The organism is Geobacillus sp. Y412MC52 (assembly GCF_000174795.2).
GTDB lineage: Bacteria > Bacillota > Bacilli > Bacillales > Anoxybacillaceae > Geobacillus > Geobacillus thermoleovorans.
On record NC_014915.1, the window covers coordinates 917977 to 941669 of the forward strand.

A 23693-nucleotide genomic window follows, 5' to 3' on the forward strand; every position below is an offset into this window, starting at 1 on the left:
CCCCCTCTTTCTTTTAAGTAAAATGGAACTACATTGTATATTTCGTCTTACGAAAGAAAAGATCCTGCCCCAAAACAGAAAAAAACGAACGCCCAAACGATAGGCGTCCGTTTTTTGGCTATGCCGACAGTTTTTGTTTTTCATTTGCCTGTTGCGCTGACTTTTTCACCTGCGGGTAGAAGATCACGCCGCTTGCCAGCAAGGCAACGCCCAGCAGGAACGTTTTCATATCCGCCGTCCCGGCAATGACGACCCAGACGGAATAGATGGTCGCCAGCGCCGCAACGATGCCGTCAGCGAGCCGCTCCCGTCCTGCCGCATACGTTTCCCCAGTGAGCGTGAGCTTCAGCTGGAAGACGGAAGCAATCAAATATGGAACGAGATAAGCGAGCGTGGCGATGTAAATGACGAAGTCAAACGCCGTTGCTATCGAGTTGGAAATGGTCGAGAAAATGAACAATTGCGCCAGGGCGTTTGACAATGTGAGCGAGAAGCTCGGCGCCCCTTTTTTGTTTTCCTTCAAAAAAACCGGCAAAAACATCCCTTGTTTGGCTGCCTGGTACGGCACTTCGGCGCTCAACAAAATCCAGCCGAGCGTCGAACCGAGCAAGCTGATCAGCCCAAGGCCAGCCAACACGTAGCCGCCCGCCGGTCCGACGATGGCATTGATGGCGTCCACGAGCGGTTTTTCCGATTGAATCAGTTCGCGTTGCGGCAAGACGCCCATCACCAAAAAGCTGATGCCGATGTAAATGGCTAAGGCGATGAGCAGGCCGGCGATCGTCGCCCGTTTTACGTCCGCTTGTTTGCGCGCGCGGGAAGCGAACACCACCGCCGATTCGACGCCGACAAACGCCCAGAGCGTCGATAAAGCGGCGTTGTTGATTTGCGCAAGCAAACCGATCAACTGTCCGTTCCTGTCATAGCGAGGGGCATCAAGCGGACCGATGACCGCTTTGTCAAAGGCAAACAAGGCGATGACGATAAATAGGAAAAAGCCAAGCACTTTGGCCGCGGTGGCAACAAAATTCAGCTTGCCAGCGCCTTCTACACCGCGCAAAATGATGATATGCATCCCCCAAAGGAGCGCCGTGCAGACAAGAAACGTCAACAAGTTCCCAAGCTTCAAGGTGAACGACCCGGCGGAGAACACCGTTTGGCCGCTCGTCAGCACCGGGAAAAACGTCGACAAGTAGCTTGCAAATGTTGTAATGATCGCGACGTTGCCGGCAAAGTTGCCGACCCAGTAGCCCCATGATGACATAAAGCCGGATAAAATCGACAAGTTCGAACCTTTCGGAAACAGCTCCTTCGCGTAAATTTGCGGACCGCCGCCTAAGTCGGGCTTGCGGATTGCCAAGTTGCCAAACACAAGCGCCGTCATGAGGACGCCGGCTCCGGTCAGCAGCCAGGCGAGCATCACGCCGATGGGGCTCGCCGCCTCCGCCAACGAGCGCGGCAGCATAAAAATGCCGGAACCAACCATATTGCCAACGACGAGCGCCGTTAATACCCAAATTCCAAGTTTTCGCTGATTGTCCAAGATGAAAACGCTCCTTCCTTGAAAATAAGCAAAAATAAAAGAAAGCACCCGCGCCTCTTCAGCGGGTGCATGATCGGTTCGCATCCAACTGAATGGCGATAGCGCTCCACCGCCTGACAGGCGATGGCAGTCCTGCACCTGTTCGGCCGCAGGCCCAGCTTGCGCCGCCGGAGCGCGCCGCAAACTTCGGCGGTGAACCCTTTCCCGCTGCGTCATGGACCGCTCCGAGCCTCGGCAGCGCTACTTTTGTTCACCGCAACCTCTATCCCATTAAAGTGGAGAGAGGGTATATGGTTGCCGACATTATATTACTCAATTCGACAAAAACCGTCAATATCTTTTGGTTGGAAGAGTGAGTCAAGACATTGGATTTTCATGGACACTCTCCTCTACATACCAGACATGATCATTGCTTTGTATTGTTTTTGTGGGGTAAAATGGAAGTGTATTTAAGGAGTTGGAAAAGGAGGATATTTTTGAAGTTCGACGAATATACAATTGGTTGGTGAAACATGGAAAAGGTTCATTTCACTGGGGATGGATCTTTTCCCATCATCATATAAAGAAGGGGATGAGCATGAAGTTTTCTGAGTTTCGTTATGAGCGGCCGGACATCGCTCAATTGCAGGCATCGTTTCAAGAAGCGCTTGATTCGTTCCGCCGTGCGGGGAGCGCCGCCTTGCAACACGAGGCGATGAAGCGGATCAATGAGCTGCGCCGCCGCTACAGTACGATGGCGAACCTTTGCCATATTCGCCATACGATCGATACGAACGATGAATTTTATAAAAAAGAGCAAGACTTTTTCGACGAAACGGAGCCAGTCGTCAAGGGGCTTGTCAACGATTATTACCGCGCGCTTGTTTCCTCGCCGTTCCGCGCTGAATTGGAACAAGTGTGGGGGAAACAGCTGTTTGCGTTGGCCGAAACACAGCTGAAAACATACGCACCGGCGATTGTAGAGGACTTGCAAAAAGAAAACAAGCTGGCAAGCGAATATACGAAGCTCATCGCATCGGCGAAAATCATGTTTGAAGGGGAAGAGCGGACGCTCGCGCAGCTGCAGCCGTTTGTTGAGTCGCCGGACCGCGCGATGCGCCAACGGGCGAGTGAGGCACGATTTTCGTTTTTCACGGACTATGAAAAAGAACTCGATGAATTGTATGATGAGCTTGTCCACGTCCGCACGGCGATTGCTCGCAAGCTCGGTTTCCAAAACTTTGTGGAACTCGGCTATGCCCGTTTAGGCCGAACGGATTACAATGCCGACATGGTCGCAGGCTACCGCCGACAAGTGAAAACGCACATCGTCCCACTCGCAGCAAAGCTGCGCGAGCGCCAGCGGCAACGGATTCAGGTGGAGAAGCTTTACTATTATGACGAGCCGTTTATGTTCCCGACCGGCAATCCGACGCCAAAAGGGGATGCCGATTGGATCGTCCAAAACGGCCGGCAAATGTATGAAGAGCTGTCGCCGGAAACAGGCGAGTTTTTCCGCTATATGGTCGAACATGAATTGATGGACCTCGTCGCCAAAAAAGGAAAGGCGGGCGGCGGCTATTGCACCTATATCGATGACTATAAGGCGCCGTTTATTTTCTCGAACTTTACCGGGACGTCCGGCGACATTGATGTGCTCACCCATGAAGCTGGGCATGCGTTCCAGGTGTATGAGAGCCGCCATTACGACATTCCGGAATACAACTGGCCGACGCTTGAGGCGTGTGAAATCCACTCGATGAGCATGGAGTTTTTCACATGGCCGTGGATGGAGCTCTTTTTCGGCGAAGACGCCGACAAATACCGGTTCGCCCATTTGAGCGACGCGCTTTTGTTTTTGCCGTACGGCGTTGCGGTCGATGAATTTCAGCACGCTGTCTACGAGAACCCGGATATGACGCCGGCTGAGCGGAAGAGTGTCTGGCGCAGCATCGAAAAAGCGTATTTGCCGACAAGAGACTACGCCGGCCATGACTATCTTGAGCGCGGCGGATTTTGGCAGCGGCAAGGGCACATTTACACCGACCCGTTTTATTACATCGACTACACCCTCGCGCAAGTGTGCGCGTTCCAGTTTTGGAAGCGGGCGCAAGACGACCGGGCTTCGGCGTGGCGCGACTATGTGGCGCTTTGTCGATTGGGCGGCAGCCGGCCGTTTACCGAGCTCGTCAAAAGCGCCAACCTACAGTCGCCGTTTGCTGACGGGGCGGTCGCTTCGGTCGTCGGCCATATCGAGCGGTGGTTGGACAGCGTCGATGACAAAGCCTTGTAAAAAGAAGCAAAGAAGGCGGGCGGGAACGGCACCGCCCTGCTTTTCTTTATCATCTTTCGCCGAGAAGACCCCCACTTCCACGCGTGAGCGGAAGTGGGCGGGGATGGCTTGGTTGACAGCCTGCTGTGGGGCGGGTGTTCCCAAGAATCTCCCACCTCAAAGCTCAAGCGTAGGTGGGAGAGCGTTCAATTTGAAAACTTCTATCAAACTGGGGAAAAGGGGGAAAACGATGATCCGTAAAGCCACATGGGCCGACGCACCGGCCATCGCTTCGGTCCACGTCGAAAGTTGGAAGACGACATACAGCGGCATTGTGCCGGACGCGTACTTGGAGACGTTGTCAGTGGGAGAAAAACAACCCTTATGGGAGAAGGTGCTCAGCCAATCGGGTCATTCTGTGTTTGTCGCCGAGGAAAACGGGCGCGTCGTTGGATTTGTCTCCGGCGGACCAAATCGGGCAGCCGACGGTCCGATAGCGAAGTATGACGGGGAGCTCTATGCCATTTATTTGCTTAAAGAGGTGCAAGGAAAAGGGCTCGGCCGGCAGCTCGTTCAGGCGTTGACCCGCGATTTGGCGAAAAAGGGTATTCAGTCCATGGCTGTTTGGGTGCTTGCCGACAATCCGTCACGCGGTTTTTACGAACGGCTTGGCGGTGAAAAGGCAGCCGAGGAAAGGGTGGAAATCGGAGGGAAAGCGTTATGGGAGTGGTGCTACGGCTGGCGAGACGTCCAATTGATGGAACAGTAGGTGGGCTGCCGAACCGTCGGCAGCTTAAAAAATTCATTTTGTGAGTGATTACTCACTTTACAAAAGAGTTTATCTTCATTATACTATAAATGAGTGATTGCTCACTACTATGTAAAGGGGAGAAAAACAATGACCGCCAATCCATGTATTCAAGTCGAGCGTGTCTCCAAGCGGTTTGGAAAAAAAGTGGTCATCGACGATGTGTCGTTGGATGTCCGCGCGGGAGAAATTTTCGGCCTGCTCGGCCCGTCGGGGGCGGGCAAGACGATGTTGGTGCGCATGATCGCCGGCATTGATCAAGCGAGTGAAGGGACGATTCGCGTGCTGGGCGTGAATATGCCCAATCTTGGCGTCATGAAGCGGATCGGCTTTATGGCCCAGTCGGATGCCCTGTACGGAGAATTGACCGCGCTGGAGAACATGCAATTTTTTGCTTCCATCTACGGGTTGCGAGGGAAAAAACAAAAAGAGCGGATCGATGACATGCTGGCGCTTGTCAACTTAACGAATGATCGAAAAAAGCCGGTGCACCAATATTCAGGAGGGATGAAGCGCCGGCTGTCGCTGGCGATCGCCTTGCTTCATGAACCGGACGTGCTCATTTTGGATGAGCCGACGGTCGGCATCGATCCGGTGCTGCGCCAATCGATTTGGGCGGAGCTCGAGCGGATTCGCCAGCGCGGCACAACCATTGTCGTCACGACCCATGTGATGGATGAAGCGGAAAAGTGCGGGCGGCTTGGCATGATTCGCGAAGGCCGTTTGATCGCCGTCGGCCGCCCGGATGAGCTGAAACAGGAAGCAGGGGCGGAAACGATTGAGCAAGCGTTTTTGACGTTTGGAGGTGTCCGTCGATGAGAGTGTTGGCCATTGTCGTCCGCATCATCCGCCAGTTTTTCCGCGACAAGCGCACGCTGGCGCTCATGATTGTCGCGCCGATGTTCGTCTTGTTGTTAATGGATTTGGTGTTTAATGGAGAAGAATACAAACCAGCCATTGCCGTCAGCGAACACGTGCCTGAGGCGGTTGTGGACAAGTTGAAAGAAGCAGGGGCGAAAGTGAAAGAGCTGTCGGTTAAACAAGCGCGAAAGCAGCTGGACGATCAAGACATTGACGCATGGCTTGACATGAACGGAAGCGCTCTGCACGTCACGCTGGAAGGAAGCGACCCGACTGCCAACCAGGCGGTGATGGCCGCGGTGCAAAAGGCGTTTCAGTCCATGGCGCCAAAGCCCCCGTTTCAGCTGAAAACCACGTATTGGCACGGGTCAAGCGACATGGCGTCATTCGATTATTTCGGCCCCGTGTTGATCGGCTTTTTCGTCTTCTTTTTCGTCTTTTTGATTGCCGGAGTGTCATTTTTGCGCGAGCGGACGAACGGGACGATCGAACGGCTGATGGCGACGCCGCTCAGGCGCTGGGAAATGGTCGCCGGCTACATGATCGGGTTCGGGTTGTTTACGACGATTCAGGCAAGCTTAATTTCATGGTTTGCCATTGATGTCCTGGACATGATGATGGAAGGTTCGTTTTGGTATGTGCTGCTCATTACGTTTTTGCTGGCGATGACGGCGCTTGCGCTTGGGATGCTGCTGTCGGCGTTCGCCAACAACGAGCTGCAAATGGTGCAGTTTATCCCGCTTGTCGTCGTGCCGCAAGTGTTTTTCTCCGGCTTGTTCAATCTTGACACGATGGAAGAATGGCTTCGCTCGCTGAGCGTCATCATGCCGCTCACCTACGGGGCGGACGCGCTGCGCGATATTATGGTGCGCGGAGAGGGCTTTGGCGCCATCGCCGTGGATGTGTACGTGCTGCTTGGCTTTACGTTGCTGTTTATGCTATTAAATGTAGTAGCGCTGAAAAAATACCGCAAGCTGTAAGGAGTATAGCCATGAGTGAGCATCCATGGATTCAAGAGCTGCTGCAAATAGGCGGCAGGAAAGAGCAGTTCAGTGAAAAGCAGCTGAAAATTTTGGAAGCCGCCATTGAAATGTTTGCCGAAAAAGGCTATGCGGCGACCTCGACGAGCGAAATCGCCAAAAAGGCCGGGGTGGCGGAAGGGACGATCTTCCGCCATTATAAGACGAAAAAAGACTTGCTGTTGGCCATCGTCACGCCGACATTGTTTCAGTCCGTCGCCCCATTTTTGGCGAAAGAATTCGTCCGCGAAGTGTTTGACAACGAATATGAGACGTACGAACAGTTTTTGCGCGCGGTGCTCGCCAACCGCTATGCGTTTGTGAAAAAATATTTGCCGGCGATTCGTGTGCTTTGGCAGGAGCTCGCCTTTCATTCCGAGATTAAACAATGTTTTCAACGCGTGTTTACAGAGCACGTGTATCCAAAATTTGCCCGCATTGTCCGCCATTTTCAAGAGAAAGGGGAGTTGGCCGAGCTGCCGGTCGATTCGGTCATCCGCCTGACGATCACATCGCTCGCCGGCTTTTTGGCCGCCCGTTTTCTCCTTTTGCCTGACCACAATTGGGACGATGAGGCGGAAATGGAGCGGACGATCCGCGTGCTGATGAACGGTTTGCGGCGCTAGACGGCCGGCTTCCGCGTGGGAGCCGGCCTAGCTGTTTTTCTTGGCTTGACACTCCACACGGCTAAAGCCGTGGGATTCTTGGATCGTTGGCGTCCTCATCCATTTCTGGTTCAGACCACGCCCAAGTTCACATCATTTTTCATACACCGACCCACTTTCCGCAATTCGTTTTAACACCGGCTCCCTCTCTTCATTCAGCTTTGCATACATTTTCAACGTTTTCATTTCAAACTCCATTCGTTTCCGTTCGTCGCCACAATCGATCACCTTTGCGCTTGAGACGACTTGCGCTTGAAACACGGTGCTGGCTTGGCGCAAATCGACAAGATCGACATCGCGCCCTAACTTGTCAGCCAACTCCCCGGCGAGCCGAAACAGCTCATACGGATCATGCGGTTCGCCGTCGCTGACAAAGGCGATATCGACATCACTGTCCGAGCGCATCGCCCCACGGGCGGCTGAACCGAACAGGTAGATGACGAACGGGTGAAGAGCCGGGCGGAGCGTCTGAATGATGATCGTCTCCATTTCGTTTGGCAATCGCGATGCCCCCTTGCGTTTTTCTTCATTATAGCAAAATCTTTTCGCTCTGGAGAAAAGGCGGAAAAGAAAAAGGGGCGATGGCGGCCGCCCTTTTTACAGCGAAAATCTTTTATTCGTGCGAAAGAGTTTGACCTCAAGAATCAGACATGCGGTCGTCGAAAAAGTTTGACCGAACGGCCGTCATTTTCTTGCACCATCGTCTTCTGAAATGACGTTGGATCCTTTGGTTGGATCGAACGATTGGTACCATTGAACATCGTTGAAAATATGCACGGGGAACCGTTCCTTGTCCAAAATAAGAAGATTATACCGCAAGTCTCCATGATTGATTCGATCTACCAGGCCCTCGGGGATATCGGTTGCCCAGGTGGAAGTAATCGTGATGGCATACGACAGTCGCCCGTTTGTCGGCAAAGGGCCTTTAAGCGCGTTGGAATGATCAACATGGGTCAGGCGAGAGAGTTCCTCTGGATATTGAATGACGAAATAGTAATCTTGATACTGTTCAAGCAAACGGTACAGCTGTTCCGAGATGGTGTAATGAATCGTCAGCTCGATTGATCGACTTGTCGCCTTTGCAATAAATTGATTGACTAGAAAATGAGGGGGGAGAAATTTCTGTTCCAACGATAGCGGCTTCTGTTCCGTCTCCGCTTGTTTATGTTCCTGCTTCGCTTTCTCCACCGGATGCGGCGCGACAGGGGCGGGATCGTGTTCGCGTTCGCACGCCGCCAGCAAGAGAAAGAAGATGAAAAGGGAATGGAAAAATTTTTTGCTCATAAAATCACCATGTCATGAATGTTTAGTTTTGTTTAATGCTGTCAGAATATCCCTCATATGTCCATTGTCCGCTGACGGTTTTTGAGCTGATGAGGGTTCCTCTGCTGTAGTAATTTTCTTTACCGGTCGCTTTCACCCAACGGCTTCCATATCGAAGGGTATAGGTGGAATAAGGAGGGATCGTTCAAGTAACAGTTGTTGTTTTCTCCACCCGCGCTCCTAAACTGACTTCCGTACTAATTCCTACTTCCAGGACCATCTCGTTAAATGTGGACGACGAAGAAACAGTAGCGGTTGCATACGCTTCTCTCTTGACTGTGTGGGAAACTGTGTCAGTAGTCGATTTGTTGTTTACATGGGTATGGGTCCAATAAATGGTCAGCCCTCTTGTATCTGTGCTGTGAACGTATTCATATCCATCATAAGGGATATAGGTCGGATTGATTTCAGCTTCTGTCTTATGAAATGGAGTAAGAGAAAGCGATGCGGCCAAAAGAAGCGGACTAATGGTTTGGATCATCTTTCTTTTGAACATCACAATCCCTCCTAATATTTAGAATTTATAACTTATTTTGGCTCTTCACCAAAAGTTGTACTTGATTTTTTCTGAACATACCCCATTTACGCTTGTGAGGGAAAATCAACAAGTCCGTGATTTTGGCACATCTTTGTGCAGGAAACCGTATTGCTTGTCAAGTACATGTTGTGGTGAAGAGCCCTTATTTTTAGCAAAAAAAAAAGTAAGTGTCAATAATATTTCCAAAAGAAATATTTTATAAAATATTTCCCTTTCACTGAAAGTACGCTTGACTTGACTTAATCGAGGTGAAAAATCGATTTGATAAACGGTCTATCGGAAAAAAGATCCGCCGAAACCAAAATTCATGTTCGGCGGATCCTCTGTTGTAAGTTATGATTCGATTTTCGCCACAATGGCGTCCCCTTCAACGTCGATGCGGATTGCGCGCACCGATTGATCCGCGTCAAGCAGGCAGTCAGCGATGTTGTCTTCGACATGCTCTTGGATGACGCGGCGGAGCGGGCGGGCGCCGAAGGCCGGATGGTAGCCGAGTTCGGCCAGTTTTTCTTTCGCCGTTTCGGTCACTTCGAGTTCAATGCCTTGTTCGCGCATCGCTGCTTTGACGTCAGCGAGCATCAGGTCGACGATCTCAAGCAAGTGCGCTTTTTCGAGCGGCTTGAACTCGATGATGGCGTCGAAGCGGTTCAAAAATTCCGGCTTGAAGTAGGCGCTGAGCGAGTCAAGGACGCTTGTTTGCCCGTTGCCCTCTTTTTCAAAGCCGACGGTGATTTTTTTATCGGTTGCGCCGGCGTTGCTTGTCGCAATGATGACCGTGTCTTTGAAGCTGACGGTGCGGCCTTGGCTGTCGGTTAAGCGGCCGTCTTCCAAAATTTGTAGGAAGATGTGCTGCACATCCGGGTGCGCTTTTTCAATCTCGTCAAGCAAGATGATGCTGTATGGGTTGCGGCGCACTTTTTCCGTCAGCTGGCCGGCTTCTTCAAAGCCGACATAGCCCGGCGGCGAACCGATCAGCTTCGAGACGGAATGTTTCTCCATGTATTCGCTCATATCGAGGCGAATCATGGCGTCTTTTGTGCCAAACAGCTCCTCGGCGAGCGTTTTGGCGAGCTCCGTTTTCCCGACGCCGGTCGGGCCGACGAACAAGAACGAACCGATCGGGCGGTGTTTCGCTTTCAAGCCGGCGCGGCTGCGGCGAATGGCTTTCGCGACTTTTTTCACCGCCTCCGCTTGGCCGATCACTTTTTTCGCCAAGTTTTCTTCGAGATGTTTCATTTTTTCTTTTTCATCGGCTTGCAGTTTGCCGACCGGGATGCCGGTTTTCTCGGCAATGATTTGCTCGATGTCCGCCACATCGACTGTTGGGCGTTCTTGGGTGACGCCTTGCTCGAGTTGTTTCTCAAGCTTCAGCTCTTCAGCGCGCAGTTTCGCCGCCAGTTCATAGTTTTCCTCTTTCGCAGCTTGTTCTTTTTCTTTCGCGATTTGGATCAACCGCTCTTGCAGTTGTTTTTCATCGGTCGGGCCGAGGCGCAAGTTCGCTTTCGAGCCGGCCTCGTCAAGCAAGTCGATCGCCTTGTCCGGGAGGAAGCGGTCTTGAATGTAGCGGTGCGACAATTTCACGCACGCTTCGATCGCTTCGTCCGTATAGCGGACATGATGGAATTGTTCATATTTTGGCTGAATGCCTTTTAAGATGGCGATCGCTTCCTCAACGGTCGGCTCCTGGACGATGACCGGTTGGAAGCGGCGCTCAAGAGCCGCGTCTTTTTCAATTTGCCGGTATTCTTTGAGTGTCGTCGCCCCAACGACTTGCAGCTCGCCGCGGGCAAGCGCCGGTTTTAAAATGTTGCCCGCGTCCATCGAGCCTTCAGCGGCTCCAGCACCGACGAGCAGATGGATTTCGTCAATGAACAAGATGATGTTTTTCCGCTCTTGCAGTTCGGCGATGAGCCGTTTCATCCGCTCTTCAAATTGGCCGCGGATGCCGGTGTTGGCAACAAGCGAAGCGACGTCAAGCAAGTACACTTCTTTGTTCAACAGTTTTTCTGGCACTTGCCCTTCGGCAATTTTCAGCGCCAGCCCTTCAACGATGGCCGTTTTCCCGACGCCCGGCTCCCCAATCAACACCGGGTTGTTTTTGTTGCGGCGGTTTAAAATTTCCATGACGCGTGCGATTTCTTTGTCGCGGCCGATGACCGGATCGATCAAGCCCGCTTTGGCCATTTGCGTCAAGTTGCGGCCAAACTGATCCAAAAATCCGCCGCTATGGCTTTGCGGGCGTTTCGCCATCGTTTCTGGCGAGCTCATCCCCGCGTTGGCGGCTGTGAACGGGCTAGTAAAGAAGTCATCAAAGGAAAACGGCGAAAAGCCGAAGTTCATCATCGGAATCGACAATTGTTGTTTTTGTTTTTCATAGCATTCATGGCACAGGTGAAGTTGTTGTTTTTCACCGTTCCATTGCAAGTTGACAAACACCGTTGCTTCACGTTGTTGGCATGCTTGGCAGCGCATGAGGCATACCCCCTTTTCCATTATTCAGGTTTTGACTTTGACTTTCTTTGACCTTACGACTTTATTATACTTTGACCTTTTTTGACTTTCAAGTGTTTTGTACAAAAAAATTGTGATAACGATGAAATGTTTTTGAAAAAATGGTGAATACTAATGTAGGTGCGGCAAAGCTATGATAAAGTGAAAAACAGAAAAAGAGGCGGAAAAGACTCTGTCTTTGGTGCTGACGATGATCATGAATTTGAAGGAAAAAGGAGAAAGGTGAAGATGAGAAGACATGTTGGTTTCGCGTTTGCTGTTGTACTTTTGGGGATGATGATCATGGCTGCTTGTACAAATCACAACAAGCAAGCCGAGACGCCGGCCGTGCTTGACGTGAAAATCGATGCGCCGGATCACATCGATTTGAACAAACCGACCAAGCTCGCCTGTGTCGTGACGTACGGCGGTGAAAAAGTGGACGATGCGAACGAAGTCAAGTTTGAAGTATGGAAGCATGGAAGCGACGAGCGGGAAATGCTTGAAGCGAAGCATGACGGCAATGGCCGTTACTCGGTGGAAAAAACGTTTACCCAAGCGGGAACATATTCGGTCGTCGCCCATGTGACGGCGCGCGATATGCATAACATGCCGAAAAAAGATATTGTCGCCGGCACCCCGGAACAGGCGGCGACGGCCGACGGTGCGCGCGAAAATTCCCAAGGCAGTGCTGAAGAACACCATCATGGCGCCGTCGCCATTTCGCTGTCGTCCCGTTCGTTCGAAGCCGGAAAACCGGCGGCATTGACCGTTCACCTCACCAAAGATGGGAAGCCGTTTACGAACGCCACCGTTCGCTTTGAGATTTGGCAGGCGGACAACAAGCATGAATTTGTTGATGCAGATAAAAAAGGAAACGGCGAATACGAAGCAATGGCCACGTTTGCCAACAAAGGAACGTATTCGGTGAAAGTGCACGTCGAAGGAAGCGGCGGGCTGCACGAACATCAAGTCGAACAAGTGACGGTTCAGTAACGAAGGATGCCGAGGGAGGCATCCTTTTTTTCTACTCGTCTTTCTTGTCCGCTGCGGACATATATATAGAAGTAAAGCAACGGACAAGGAGAAGGAGAGGGCAGTCAGTGAAGAAGAAAGCGGAATGGTCGGAAGCATGGCAAATCGCCGCTGTTTACGTCGGCACGGTGATTGGAGCGGGATTTGCGACTGGCAGGGAAATTATTGAATTTTTTACCCGCTACGGAATGGCTGGGACGATCGGGGTGGCGGTCAGCGGCGTTTTGTTCACATGGGGCGGCGCGCGCCTGATGGTGATGGCGCGCCGCATTGGAGCCGCGTCATATGATGAATTGAATCGCTATTTGTTCGGAAGAATGTTGAGTCCGTTTGTGACGCTTGTGATGACGGCGATGATCGCGGGGGTGACGGCGGTGATGATCGCCGGGGCGGGTGCCGTGTTTGAAGAGCAGATCGGCTGGCCGAGGCAGGCGGGCGTCACGCTGACGCTCGGTTTGGCGCTTCTTGTCATGTTGTTTGACCGCAAAGGGCTGTTTGGCGTCAACGTGTTTGTCGCGCCGATGATGGTGCTGTTCAGCGCCATCGCCTTTGTGAAAACAATCGTGGCTGGCGATTTGTGCCGTCCGGACATGGCTGCGGTGGACTATTCCCTCAAGGCGATGTTGTCCCCGTTTTCCTATGCGGCCTTTAACTTGGCGATGGCCCAAGCGGTGCTTGTCCCCATCGCCCGCGAAGCGACCGATGAGCGAGCGGTGAGGCGCGGAGCGATGTTAGGCGGAATGGTGTTGACGGTTTTGCTGCTGTTGAACCATATGGTGCTGCTGTCGTTTCCACACAAGGACGATTATGATATTCCAATGGCCGAAGTCGTTCATACGTTTTTTACTGTGTTGTATTGGCTTTATGTCGTCGTCATTTACGGAGAAATTTTTACATCGGTCATCGGCGGCATGTTTGGACTTGCACGCCAAGTGCGCGTTTGGGCGCCGCTTGGCGGGAAATGGCTGGGCGTGCTGCTCGTTTTGCTGTTTGCGGCGGTCAGCCCGTTTCATTATGGGGAGCTGCTGTCATTCATCTATCCGCTGTTTGGTTATATGAGTCTTGTGCTTTTGTGGCTTCTTTGGCGCCGGCAGCTGCCGCGCCGGTAAATGAGCCCTTTCGTTCCCCAAAGTTTTTTGGTGAAGGGGGACGAAAGGGCTTCGTTTCGTTATGAGTGGAAGCGGGCGATCATTTTTTCTAAATCGCGCGCTGCCGCAGCCAACGTGTCGGCTTCCCGAGCCAGCTGGTGAAGGGCGAGCGTTTGTTGCTCAAGCCCAGCCGCCGTTTCTTGCACCATGTTTGAAAAATCGGCGGCGACGGTGCGTACGTCTTCCATCAGTCCGCCGAGCTGCTCGCTGTCGGCGGTGATGGCGTTAACATACGCTTCGTTTTGCTGAAGCAAGTCGTTCAGTTGGGCGAACATGCCTTGAAACGATGTGAACGTTTCCCCTGTTTTCCAAAGAGAGTCTTTCGTTGTTTCAACGCGGAGGCCGCTTCCTTGTACAGCTTGCACCGTTTCTTTGAGCGCGTTCGTCATGGCGTCGAGCGAAGCAAAAATTTCAGCGGCGAACGCGTTTGTATCTTCAGCGAGCTTTCGGACTTCTTCGGCGACGATCGAAAAACCGCGGCCCGCTTCACCGGCCCGCGCTGCTTCGATCGAGGCGTTTAGGGCGAGCAAGTTCGTTTGTTTGGCGATCGTGCGAATGGCGGCGATCATCTCATGAACGCGCGCTGCTTCATTGGCTGCTTTGTCGATGAGGGCAGTCATTTCGCCGATGCCGCGCTGCATCGCGTCCATGTTTGTTTTCGTTTCCTCAATGAGGCGGATGCCTTCTGCTGCTGACGACCAAGCGTCGCCCGCTTGCCTTACGACGCGTTCAACGGCGGCCCGCATGAGTTGCACGCGTTCCACCATCTGCCCGATGACGTCACCCGCTTGCTCGACGGCGGTCGTTTGTTGTTTCGCCCCTTCGCGGAACGTTTCGACGGCGGCGGCGATTTCGTCAAACGATTCAGAGAGGCGGCGCATTTCCATTTGTTGCTCATGGCTGACATCATGCACCGTTTTGGCCGCTTTGCCAAGCTCATTGATGATCGTGCGGATGCCGAGAATCATTTTGTTGATTTCGTAGGCGATTTGATGAAATTCATCCCGTTTTCCCGTCGTTTTCACTTCTGTCTGCAATTGACCCGAGGAGACAGTGCGGGCAACGCCGTACCAATGGCGAAGCTGGGCGGCAATGGCCTGATGCCAGGCGGCGCCAAGCCCAAGCCCAACGAGAGCGGCGCACAGCGCGGCAAAAACGGGCGGCGCCCCTGCGATGGAAGCGGCCAGCCCAACGGCTGCGGGCGCGATGGCGATGCTTGCTAACACCCATTGCAAATACGGACGGTGCATAAGCCGCCCCATCCGCAAATTGAACCGCCTTCCGCCCGGCTCCGTCCAAAGCGGGCAGCTGGCGTCAATCAACACTTCGCCTGTATCGCGTTCGTACACTTGCAAGAGCGGCTCGTTCGTGCGGGCGGCGGCCAGCCCGACCGGGTCGGCAAACACCCTTCCCTCGCGAAGGCGGTTCGTATGGACAATTCCGTATCCGCTTTCATCGACAAGAACAAAATATTCATCATGGCCAAGCTGTTCATCCAACAAGGCGCGGATGCGGTCGAGCTGCTCTTCAAGCGGGCGCGTTCCGTCGATTGACCGCCGCAGTGCTTCCGCCGTTGCTGTTACTTTTTTTAACGCCTGTTTTGCCCGGCGCCGTTTCGTCAATTTGTTCATAGACGATTCTCCTTTTTTTATTTGTCTATTTTCAATAATATATAGAAGATTTCGTCGAATCAATAGGATGAGAGAGGTATGCATAAAAATGTTGATCAATTGGAAGACTATGCCGTAAACGGAAAGGCGAGGGGATCATCGTGGGTTGGTTCTCGTTTTTGAAGAAAAAGAAAAAGCGCCCCGCACAGAGGAATCTTTCGCAACTTTGGGAAAAGCTTCGGCAATCAAGCGATTTTGTTGAATTGTCGTTCATCGTTGGGGGCAAGGAGCTGTCGATTTACTATTTCGATTCGCTCGTCGATCCGCAAGTGCTGCAAGAGCGGATTCTTTGCCATTTGCAAAACGACATTCCAAAGCATCCGACTGTCCGATTGGAAGACTTGCAGCAAATCGTGCCGATTCAGCGCATTGAAGTGAGCGAAGACACGGCGCTGATTGAAGAGAAGGTGCTGAAAGGGTTTGTCGCTGTCACATTCCGCGAGCAACCGAACAAAGCGGCGCTCATGAGCGCCGCCGCCGAAAATTTAGGGCTTCGGGAAAACAATGATTCGGAAAACGAATTCAGCGTCGTTGGGCCCAAAGTCGGATTTGTGGAAAATGTCGGCGTCAACTTGCATCTCATCCGCCGGCAAGTGGTGACGCCAAATCTTGTGTTTCGGGAAATGTCGATTGGCTCGGTATCGAAAACGAAAGTGGTCATCGCCTACATCGACGGCGTGGCCAATCCGGACATCATCCAGACGGTGACGCAGCGGCTTGAGTCCATTCATTTTGACGTCGTGTTTGACAACGCTATTTTGGATCAGCTGCTCGCGGACAATTCGCGGACGCCGTTTCCTCTTTTTATCTCGACTGAGCGGATCGATCGGGCCATCTATGCACTTGTGTCGGGGCAGGTGGCCATTTTTTGCGACGGCTCCCCGTATGCCGTGATCGGTCCTGCCGCTCTTTTCGATTTTTTTACGTCGCCGGAAGACTATTATTTGCCATGGGTGCTCGGTACGTTTTTCCGGCTCATTCGGTTTTTCGGCGTTGCGTTTTCGGTGTTGGCGTCGCCGATTTATGTGGCGGTGCTGACGTATCATTATGAAATGATTCCCGAAGACTTGCTTGGACCGATCATTTATTCACGCTCGAACGTGCCATTTCCGCCGATGCTCGAGGTGCTGTTTTTGGAAATTACGATTGAGCTGTTGCGCGAGGCCGGAGCGCGGCTGCCGACGAAAGTCGCGCAAACGCTCGGGATTGTCGGCGGGATTGTCATCGGGCAAGCAACCGTTGATGCCGGGCTGACGAGTACGATTTTGTTGATTGTCGTCGCGTTGGCGGCGCTCGCTTCGTTTACAACGCCGATTTTCAAAATGTCCAACACGATCCGGTTCATCCGGTTTCCATTTATTTTGTTTGCCGCTTTCTGGGGCGGGATCGGCATTATCTTTGCCGTCTGCGGGCTGCTCATTCATTTAGGGAGGCTGCAGTCGTTTGGTTATCCGTATTTGCTGCCGTTTTATCCATTTCGTGTTCGCAGCTTCCGCGATACATTCATTCGTTCGCCATACAGTGAAACGGCGGAGCGGCCGATGTTTCTTCGTCCGCGGTCGCGGTTTCGTTACGATCCGAATGCGGCGAAGCAAAAACGCGATATTGATGAGTAAGGGGGATCATGATGAGGCGTGGGCTCGCATGGGTCGGTGCGCTGCTGTTGCTTGGCGGCTGCGTCAGTTCGCGGCCGATTGACGAAATTCAAATTATTCAACAGATGGGGTATGATTTCGAGAACGGCCGCTACACTGGCACTGCGGTGTACCCGACGTTCAAGCAAGGGCCGATGACAAAGCCGAATATGCTGACGACGACGTCGCCGACGATCTACGACTTGATTCCGCGCCTGTCATCGAAATCAGCGCTGCCGATTGAGGAAGGGCAGCTGCGGCTTATTTTGTTCGGCAAGGAGTTTGCTCGGCGTGGGGTGACGCAAATTACGCACAGCCTCGCGCGCAACAACAAAGTCGGCAGCCATTTGCTGCTTGGCGTAGCGGAAGAAAGCGCTAAGGAGCTGCTGAAAATCACGGCGAAAACGACGCTGAGCGATACGTTGTATTTGCCGAATCTTGTGGAGCAGAACGAGCAGTCGATGAACTTGCCGAAAACGAATTTGCACTTGTTTTTGTATCGCTATTTTTCCCCGGGGAGCGACCCATTTTTGCCGTATTTTGAGAAAAAAGGAGATTTCGTCAAGCTTGAAGGGGTCGCGTTGTTTCGCGACGACCAATATGTCGGGCATGTAAGTTTGCGCGATTCGTTTTTGATGAAAATTTTGCTCGGGGAAACGAAAAACGGCGTCTACCAGCTGAATGTTGGGAATCGCGGAAAACAGGGCGAGGATCGGGTGATGCTGCAAAACTTATGGGCGAAGCCGAAATATGAATGGAAGCGTGATGGAAGCCGCCATGTGCTTGACGTGTTCGTCCATATCCATGCGTCGGTGAAGGATTACCCGTCATGGCTCGATCAGCCGGATCAGGATTTGTTTGCTGATGTGAAGAAAAAGATGCAAAACGAATTGGAGCATAATATGCGCCGGTTATTCCACTATTTTCAGAAAAAACGGATTGACCCGCTCGGCATTGGAGATTTTGTTCGCAGCGTGACAAGACATTGGGATTCCGACTCGTTTTACCGCGAATACCCGAATCTGGACATCCGCCCGCACGTCACGGTGGATATCGTCCATACAGGCATTGGCGAATAAGACGGGGAACATTGAGGAGGGATTAGGATGAAGCAGGCCATTCAGGAACGGTTTCTCATCTCCCCGTTTCTTGTGTTCTTTGTCATTCACGCTACGCAAGTTGGGGTCGGGGCACTCAATTTTCAGCGTCCTCTGATGAAAGAGGCGGGACAGGATGCCTGGATGGCTGTCTTGCTGGCCGGGCTGGCGGCGCACGTGTTGATTTGGCTGATGTATCGGCTGCTGTCGCATTCTCCATTAGGCGGAGACCTCGTGTCGCTTCATGAACAGTACTTCGGGCGGTGGCTCGGCGGGGTGCTGAGCCTTGGACTTCTTTTTTACTACGCGTTGGCGGCGTTTATGGTGCTTCAATCATACATTGAAATCATTAAAGTATGGGTGTTCCCGTTGATTGGGGCGTGGCAGTTCAGCCTCGTGTTTTTGCTGCTGACGTATTACGCCGTCTCCGGCGGGTTTCGCGTCGTTGTCGGCTTATGCGTTTGGGGGGTGGTGATTCCGCTGTTGACGATTTTTCCGATGGTTTTCTTTCCGCTTGAGTATGCTCAATACCGGAACTTATTGCCGGTGTTCGACCATTCGTTTGGGCAATTGGCAAAAGCATCGAAAGAGATGGTGCTGCAATATTTAGGGTTTGAAATGCTGCTTATGTATTACCCGTTTTTAAAAAACGCTCCGTCCTCGCAAAAGTGGGCGCATGCGGCCAACGCGTTTACGATGTTCATTTATTTTGTTTTGATCCTCATTTCCGTCGTGTTTTATAACAAAGAGCAAATCCAGCATATTACATGGCCGACGCTGACGCTTGCCAAAATTCCAGAAGTGCCGTTTATCGAGCGGATGGAGTATATTGTCATCTCGATTTACGTACTCGTTGTGTTCCCGATCATCGCGGTCTCTATTTGGGCGGCGACGCGCGTGGTCAAACAGCTGTTTGCCGTTCAGCAGCGCCGTTCGCTTCCAGTGTTGCTCGCTTGCTTGTTTGTCGGGACGCTGTTTTTCCAAGAGAAGACAGATATTGAGCGGTTGACGGAATGGACAGCGAAGGCAGGGTTTTATCTTGTCGCGGTGTATGTTCCGCTCCTGTATGTGTACGTATGGACGGCGGAAAAAGTGAAAAAGGCGCTACAACAAAAGCCATGAGTATGGTATAGTAAAATAGAGAAAACAGAAGAATCACAATTCCGTACGCTTGTACGGGAGAGGTTTCTAGCAAAACCCTCTATAAAAAACTAGGGACGGCTGTATCCTAGGGGTATGGCCTTTTTTGTTTTGGAAACCTCTTCTTCTGCTGATTCAGAAGGAGGTTGATCATGATGAAGATGAATGAAGAAAAGGCGGTCGTCGTCTTTAGCGGCGGCCAAGACAGCACGACGTGTTTGTTTTGGGCGAAAGAGCAGTTTGGTGAAGTGGAAGCGGTGACGTTTGACTACGGCCAGCGCCACCGCCGGGAAATTGACGTCGCTCAAGCGATCGCTGACGAGCTTGGCGTCCGCCATACAGTGCTTGATTTGTCGCTTCTCGGGCAGTTGGCGCCGAACGCCTTGACGCGGCGCGACATTGCCATTGAACAAAAGGAAGGCGAGCTGCCGACGACGTTTGTGGACGGACGCAATTTATTGTTTTTATCATTCGCTGCCGTGTTCGCCAAACAGCGGGGCGCGCGCCATATTGTGACTGGAGTGTGCGAAACAGATTTCAGCGGCTATCCGGACTGCCGCGATGTGTTTATCAAATCATTGAACGTCACGCTGAATTTAGCGATGGATTACGAATTTGTCATTCATACGCCGCTCATGTGGCTGACGAAAGCGGAGACGTGGAAGCTCGCTGATGAGCTCGGGGCGCTCGAGTTCATTCGCACGAAGACGCTGACGTGCTATAACGGCATCATCGCCGACGGCTGCGGCGAATGCCCAGCGTGCGTGCTGCGCAAGCGCGGGTTGGATGAATATTTGCGGGAAAAAGCGGGGGTGGAGTCGCGATGATGCATCAGCTCTATCCGCAGGTGGCGCATCATTACCGCTATGAGTTGAACAAAGATATGCACATCGCCGCCGCCCATTTCATCCCGCACGAAGCGGCCGGGAGCTGCGCAAACGTGCACGGCCACACGTACATCGTCAATGTGACGGTCGCCGGCGATGAGCTCGATGAGAGCGGTTTTTTAGTCAACTTTCAAACGTTAAAACAGCTCGTTCATCGCAAGCTGGACCATACGCTGCTCAACGACCATAGCGATTGGTTTGACGGTCATGACCCGAATCGGTTTCCGACGTCGGAAGTGGTGGCGCGCACGATTTATGAAACGATTCAGCGCTATTTGGATACGCTGCCGCACAAGCCGAAATGTTTGCAAGTGTTTGTCCGCGAAACGCCGACAAGTTATGTCGTCTACCGGCCGAAAGCGGGGGAGCGGTAATGGCGCGCACGATTCCGGTGTTGGAGATTTTTGGTCCGACCATCCAAGGAGAGGGAATGGTGATCGGCCAAAAGACGATGTTCGTCCGCACAGCCGGCTGCGACTACCGCTGCCGCTGGTGCGATTCGGCGTTTACGTGGGACGGATCAGCGAAAGACGAGATCGAGCAGCTGACGGCAGACGAAATTTGGCGGCGGCTTGAAGCCATTGGCGGCCGCCGCTTCCGCCACGTGACGATTTCAGGCGGCAACCCGCTTCTGATTGCGGCTCTTGGGGAGCTCATCGCGCTTCTTCATGAAAAAGGGATGCGGGTTGCGGTTGAAACGCAAGGGAGCCGTTGGCAGGATTGGCTGCTTGACATTGACGACGTCACCCTTTCCCCGAAGCCGCCAAGCTCGGGGATGGACACCGACTGGTCGGCGCTCGATCAAATCATTGAACGGCTGCAGGCTGACCAAAGCCGGGTGCGGCGCATCAGCTTGAAAGTCGTCGTCTTTGATGACGCCGATTTGGCGTATGCGAAAGAGGTGCACTGCCGCTACCCAGGTGTTCCGTTTTATTTGCAGACAGGAAACGCCGATGTGGCCGATTCGGATGTGGATGCACTCCGCGCGAAGCTTCTCAGTCGGTTGGAATGGCTGGTGGAACAAGCCGCCGATTCGGAGGAGCTGGCAGACGTCCACATCCTGCCGCAGCTGCACACGCTTCTTTGGGGAAACAAGCGCGGCGTGTAAAGCGGGGTGCGGCGATTCGCCCGGCAATGAATAATGAGGGAGGAATGAAGGAATGGCAGGAAGAAAAGAGGAAGAATTGAAAGACTTGACGCTGCTTGGCAATCAAGGGACAACGTATTCGTTTACGTACAATCCCAATCTTCTTGAAGTGTTTGACAACAAACATCCTGACCGGGATTATTTCGTGAAGTTCAATTGTCCGGAGTTTACGACGTTGTGTCCAAAAACCGGACAACCGGACTTCGCGACGATTTACATCACCTACATCCCGGACAAAAAATGCGTCGAAAGCAAATCGTTGAAGCTGTATTTGTTCAGCTTCCGCAATCATGGCGACTTTCACGAAGACTGCGTCAACATCATTATGAACGATTTGATTAAAGTCATGGAACCGCGCTATATCGAAGTGTGGGGCAAATTCACCCCGCGCGGCGGCATTTCCATCGATCCGTACTGCAACTGGGGGCGCCCGGGGACGAAATACGAAAAAATGGCGGAATACCGGCTGCTCAATCATGACTTGTATCCAGAAAAAGTCGACAACCGCTAGAGATGAAAAAAGAGGTAGTTTTTTCGCTCCAACTCCTATATAATGGACAATGAATGTTTGCCTTGGAGGTTTTGGCGTTGGAGCGAAGAACAGCTCTTTTGCTTGGGGCGAGCGGTTTGGTCGGCGGAGAGTTGCTGAAGCTGTTGCTGCAGTCGGATTTGTACCGCTGTGTGACGATTTTCGTCCGCACTCCGCTGCCGGTGGAACATGAAAAGCTGCAGCAAGTCGTCGTCGATTTTGCGCGGCTTGAATCGTACGAACGATATTTTTATGTGGACGATGTGTTTTGCTGCCTTGGGACGACGCGCAAAAAGGCGAAAACAAAGCAGCAGTTCATTCAAGTCGATTATGAATATACGCTGCGCGCCGCGGCGCTGGCGGAAAAGTGCCGCGTGAAAAGCTTTTTGACCGTCTCTTCGGTTGGCGCCAACCCTTGTTCGCCGTTTTTCTACCAGCGAGTCAAAGGAGAGACGGAAGAGGCGTTGCAGCGGCTTTCCATTCCGTCGCTCCATATTTTTCGCCCGTCGCTGCTTGTCGGCAAGCGCCGGGAGTTCCGCCTTGGCGAAGCGTTAGGCGGGTGGTTGTTATGCCGTCTTCCGTTTTTGTTCGTCGGCAAATGGAAAAAGTATAAGCCGGTTGACGCCCATCAGCTTGCTTTGGCGATGTTTTACCGGGCGGCGTCAGCAACGAGCGGCGTCCATATCTATGAATGTGATGAACTCGCCCGCATTTCGTAAACAAAAAAGAGGCTCTTGGCAGCCTCTTTTTTTATTCGACGATTTTATAGTTTTTATGATTAACGACTGTCCGTTCTTGCAAATCGAGTTCACGGTAGTTTTCCATATACGTTAAATCCACGATGACGGAGTTTTCATTCACCTTCTCCACAATGCCGCGTAGCCCATTTTTAAATTCGATAATATCTCCGACTTTCGCTTTTTTGATCATCATCATTCTCCTTTAATCAAAATGATGGATGGACCGCTCAAGCGAACGGCCGCGGGAATCGAGGCTTGCCTGATTCCGTCGCCGCTCCCCGGTCGGCGGGGATTAGGCGCTTTTTTACTAGTGTGCCTTATTTTTATGCGCAAGTAAAGAGATTTATTTCCTAAATATTTAAAAAAGGTGCCCTGAAAAAGAGTTTGGGCACCTTCCTTATGGGTGCATATATGCATCCAATATGCTCAAAAGACCATATATGGCGCCTCGCTTAGGAGAAAACGGTCTTTTGAGGCAGCCTATCCTTCTTTTACTTGGCGAAGACGTGGTTGCCGATGACGACGGTCACTGGACGCGAGCGCAGCCATTTGCTTTTCGCCGTTTTCGGATTATAGAAATAGAGCGAGCCGTTTCCTAAACCGCGAAAAGCAAGTGCTTCTTCAACGGCGCGGTATGATTCACGGTCGGCCGGTTCGTTGATCGATCCGTTTGCGACCGGCGTGAATGCATAATGGCCGCCAGAGCGCTCATAAATGACGGCGCGGATCGTATCCGGAAAATCCGGATGGTCGACGCGGTTGAGCACGACCGTTGCCACGGCCACTTTCCCGGCGTACGGTTCCCCTTTCGCCTCGGCATGGACGAGGCGAGCGAGCAAATCTTTCTCTGCCGCCGTGATGCCGGCATCAGGGATGACGAGTTTTTCACCAGGATATAGCCAATCGCCTTTGCGATTTGTCTGCTGCAGTTGTTTCAGCGGCACACCGTATTGTTTCGCGATTTTCCAAAGCGTGTCGCCGCGCTTGACGGTGTGGATCGTCGCCGCATCGGCATGGCCGGCAAAGAAAAATATGCCGCACAACATAGCCGTCACCCATGCTTTTGCTTGTTTCATCCACATCCCTCCTTTTGTCTTGCAAACTCGCTACTAGAGTAACAAGGATCACGCGATGAGTCATTATCGAAATGATGGAAAAAACGCGTCAG

General features: G+C 52.3%; 23 protein-coding genes and 1 riboswitch. Of the genes, 15 read left to right on the forward strand and 8 right to left on the reverse strand.

What is annotated here, in order from left to right:
* Positions 1-118: 118 nt before the first annotated feature.
* The gene (locus tag GYMC52_RS04655; protein ID WP_015731669.1) at positions 119-1543 is read right to left on the reverse strand and encodes an amino acid permease; all 1425 of its coding nucleotides are present in this window, start codon (positions 1541-1543) and stop codon (positions 119-121) included.
* Between the two features lie 91 nt (positions 1544-1634).
* Positions 1635-1816, reverse strand: a riboswitch (Lysine riboswitch).
* A gap of 304 nt (positions 1817-2120) precedes the next feature.
* On the opposite strand from GYMC52_RS04655, the gene GYMC52_RS04660 reads away from it, so the two are divergent.
* The 5 genes from GYMC52_RS04660 (at position 2121) to GYMC52_RS04680 (ending at position 7108) form a co-directional block, all read left to right on the forward strand.
* The gene (locus tag GYMC52_RS04660; RefSeq protein ID WP_013523261.1) at positions 2121-3815 is read left to right on the forward strand and encodes a M3 family oligoendopeptidase; all 1695 of its coding nucleotides are present in this window, start codon (positions 2121-2123) and stop codon (positions 3813-3815) included.
* Between the two features lie 229 nt (positions 3816-4044).
* Positions 4045-4563, forward strand: a complete 519-nt coding sequence (locus GYMC52_RS04665) for a GNAT family N-acetyltransferase (RefSeq protein ID WP_013523262.1) — start codon at positions 4045-4047, stop codon at positions 4561-4563.
* Between the two features lie 129 nt (positions 4564-4692).
* Positions 4693-5421, forward strand: coding sequence for an ABC transporter ATP-binding protein (locus tag GYMC52_RS04670; protein WP_013523263.1), 729 nt, complete (start codon positions 4693-4695; stop codon positions 5419-5421).
* On the forward strand, positions 5418-6443 hold the full coding sequence (locus GYMC52_RS04675) for an ABC transporter permease (protein WP_013523264.1): 1026 nt from the start codon (positions 5418-5420) through the stop codon (positions 6441-6443). The genes GYMC52_RS04670 and GYMC52_RS04675 overlap by 4 nt, the downstream gene beginning before the upstream one ends.
* Positions 6444-6454: 11 nt before the next feature.
* The gene (locus tag GYMC52_RS04680) at positions 6455-7108 is read left to right on the forward strand and encodes a TetR/AcrR family transcriptional regulator (protein ID WP_013523265.1); all 654 of its coding nucleotides are present in this window, start codon (positions 6455-6457) and stop codon (positions 7106-7108) included.
* Between the two features lie 132 nt (positions 7109-7240).
* Here GYMC52_RS04680 and mntA read toward each other — a convergent pair whose 3' ends face one another.
* From mntA to GYMC52_RS04700, 4 genes are all read right to left on the reverse strand, one after another.
* Complete coding sequence (mntA, locus tag GYMC52_RS04685) at positions 7241-7648, reverse strand: type VII toxin-antitoxin system MntA family adenylyltransferase antitoxin (RefSeq protein ID WP_013523266.1); 408 nt, start codon at positions 7646-7648, stop codon at positions 7241-7243.
* 183 nt (positions 7649-7831) lie between these two features.
* Positions 7832-8431, reverse strand: coding sequence for a hypothetical protein (locus GYMC52_RS04690; RefSeq protein ID WP_013523267.1), 600 nt, complete (start codon positions 8429-8431; stop codon positions 7832-7834).
* Positions 8432-8615: 184 nt separating this feature from the next.
* The gene (locus GYMC52_RS04695; RefSeq protein ID WP_015731670.1) at positions 8616-8966 is read right to left on the reverse strand and encodes a hypothetical protein; all 351 of its coding nucleotides are present in this window, start codon (positions 8964-8966) and stop codon (positions 8616-8618) included.
* 375 nt (positions 8967-9341) lie between these two features.
* Positions 9342-11480: an ATP-dependent Clp protease ATP-binding subunit gene (locus GYMC52_RS04700; RefSeq protein WP_013523268.1), complete on the reverse strand. Its 2139-nt coding sequence runs from the start codon at positions 11478-11480 to the stop codon at positions 9342-9344.
* A gap of 267 nt (positions 11481-11747) precedes the next feature.
* Between GYMC52_RS04700 and GYMC52_RS04705 the strand changes: the two genes are divergently transcribed.
* Together GYMC52_RS04705 and GYMC52_RS04710 are read left to right on the forward strand one after the other, a co-directional pair.
* Positions 11748-12494 (forward strand): FixH family protein, encoded by a 747-nt coding sequence (locus GYMC52_RS04705; RefSeq protein ID WP_013523269.1) that lies wholly within the window; start codon positions 11748-11750, stop codon positions 12492-12494.
* 107 nt (positions 12495-12601) lie between these two features.
* Positions 12602-13642 carry a membrane protein gene (locus GYMC52_RS04710; RefSeq protein ID WP_013145950.1) on the forward strand — a complete coding sequence of 347 codons (1041 nt, stop codon included), beginning with the start codon at positions 12602-12604 and terminating at the stop codon, positions 13640-13642.
* Between the two features lie 59 nt (positions 13643-13701).
* Here the strand turns inward: GYMC52_RS04710 and GYMC52_RS04715 are convergent, their stop codons facing one another.
* A complete protein-coding gene (locus tag GYMC52_RS04715) occupies positions 13702-15312 on the reverse strand; it encodes a methyl-accepting chemotaxis protein (protein ID WP_013523270.1) in 1611 nt (536 codons plus the stop codon).
* Positions 15313-15452: 140 nt separating this feature from the next.
* Here GYMC52_RS04715 and GYMC52_RS04720 point away from each other — a divergent pair, with 140 nt between their 5' ends.
* The 8 genes from GYMC52_RS04720 (at position 15453) to GYMC52_RS04755 (ending at position 22504) form a co-directional block, all read left to right on the forward strand.
* Positions 15453-16967 (forward strand): spore germination protein, encoded by a 1515-nt coding sequence (locus GYMC52_RS04720; RefSeq protein WP_013523271.1) that lies wholly within the window; start codon positions 15453-15455, stop codon positions 16965-16967.
* A gap of 11 nt (positions 16968-16978) precedes the next feature.
* Positions 16979-18064 carry a Ger(x)C family spore germination protein gene (locus GYMC52_RS04725; RefSeq protein WP_013523272.1) on the forward strand — a complete coding sequence of 362 codons (1086 nt, stop codon included), beginning with the start codon at positions 16979-16981 and terminating at the stop codon, positions 18062-18064.
* Between the two features lie 27 nt (positions 18065-18091).
* Positions 18092-19204 carry a GerAB/ArcD/ProY family transporter gene (locus GYMC52_RS04730; RefSeq protein WP_013523273.1) on the forward strand — a complete coding sequence of 371 codons (1113 nt, stop codon included), beginning with the start codon at positions 18092-18094 and terminating at the stop codon, positions 19202-19204.
* Positions 19205-19383: 179 nt separating this feature from the next.
* Complete coding sequence (gene queC, locus GYMC52_RS04735; protein WP_173346446.1) at positions 19384-20049, forward strand: 7-cyano-7-deazaguanine synthase QueC; 666 nt, start codon at positions 19384-19386, stop codon at positions 20047-20049.
* The gene (gene queD / locus GYMC52_RS04740; protein ID WP_011230477.1) at positions 20046-20483 is read left to right on the forward strand and encodes a 6-carboxytetrahydropterin synthase QueD; all 438 of its coding nucleotides are present in this window, start codon (positions 20046-20048) and stop codon (positions 20481-20483) included. Before queC ends, queD begins: the two co-directional genes overlap by 4 nt.
* Complete coding sequence (gene queE / locus GYMC52_RS04745) at positions 20483-21217, forward strand: 7-carboxy-7-deazaguanine synthase QueE (RefSeq protein ID WP_013523275.1); 735 nt, start codon at positions 20483-20485, stop codon at positions 21215-21217. Before queD ends, queE begins: the two co-directional genes overlap by 1 nt.
* 52 nt (positions 21218-21269) lie before the next feature.
* Positions 21270-21767: a preQ(1) synthase gene (gene queF, locus GYMC52_RS04750; protein ID WP_013523276.1), complete on the forward strand. Its 498-nt coding sequence runs from the start codon at positions 21270-21272 to the stop codon at positions 21765-21767.
* Between the two features lie 53 nt (positions 21768-21820).
* The gene (locus GYMC52_RS04755; protein WP_013523277.1) at positions 21821-22504 is read left to right on the forward strand and encodes an NAD(P)H-binding protein; all 684 of its coding nucleotides are present in this window, start codon (positions 21821-21823) and stop codon (positions 22502-22504) included.
* Between the two features lie 31 nt (positions 22505-22535).
* On the opposite strand, the gene GYMC52_RS04760 is transcribed toward GYMC52_RS04755, so the two are convergent.
* The gene (locus GYMC52_RS04760; RefSeq protein ID WP_013523278.1) at positions 22536-22715 is read right to left on the reverse strand and encodes a YkvS family protein; all 180 of its coding nucleotides are present in this window, start codon (positions 22713-22715) and stop codon (positions 22536-22538) included.
* Between the two features lie 301 nt (positions 22716-23016).
* Entirely contained in the window at positions 23017-23601 is a 585-nt protein-coding gene (locus GYMC52_RS04765; RefSeq protein WP_013145941.1) for a cell wall hydrolase, read from the reverse strand.
* Between the last annotated feature and the right edge of the window lie 92 nt (positions 23602-23693).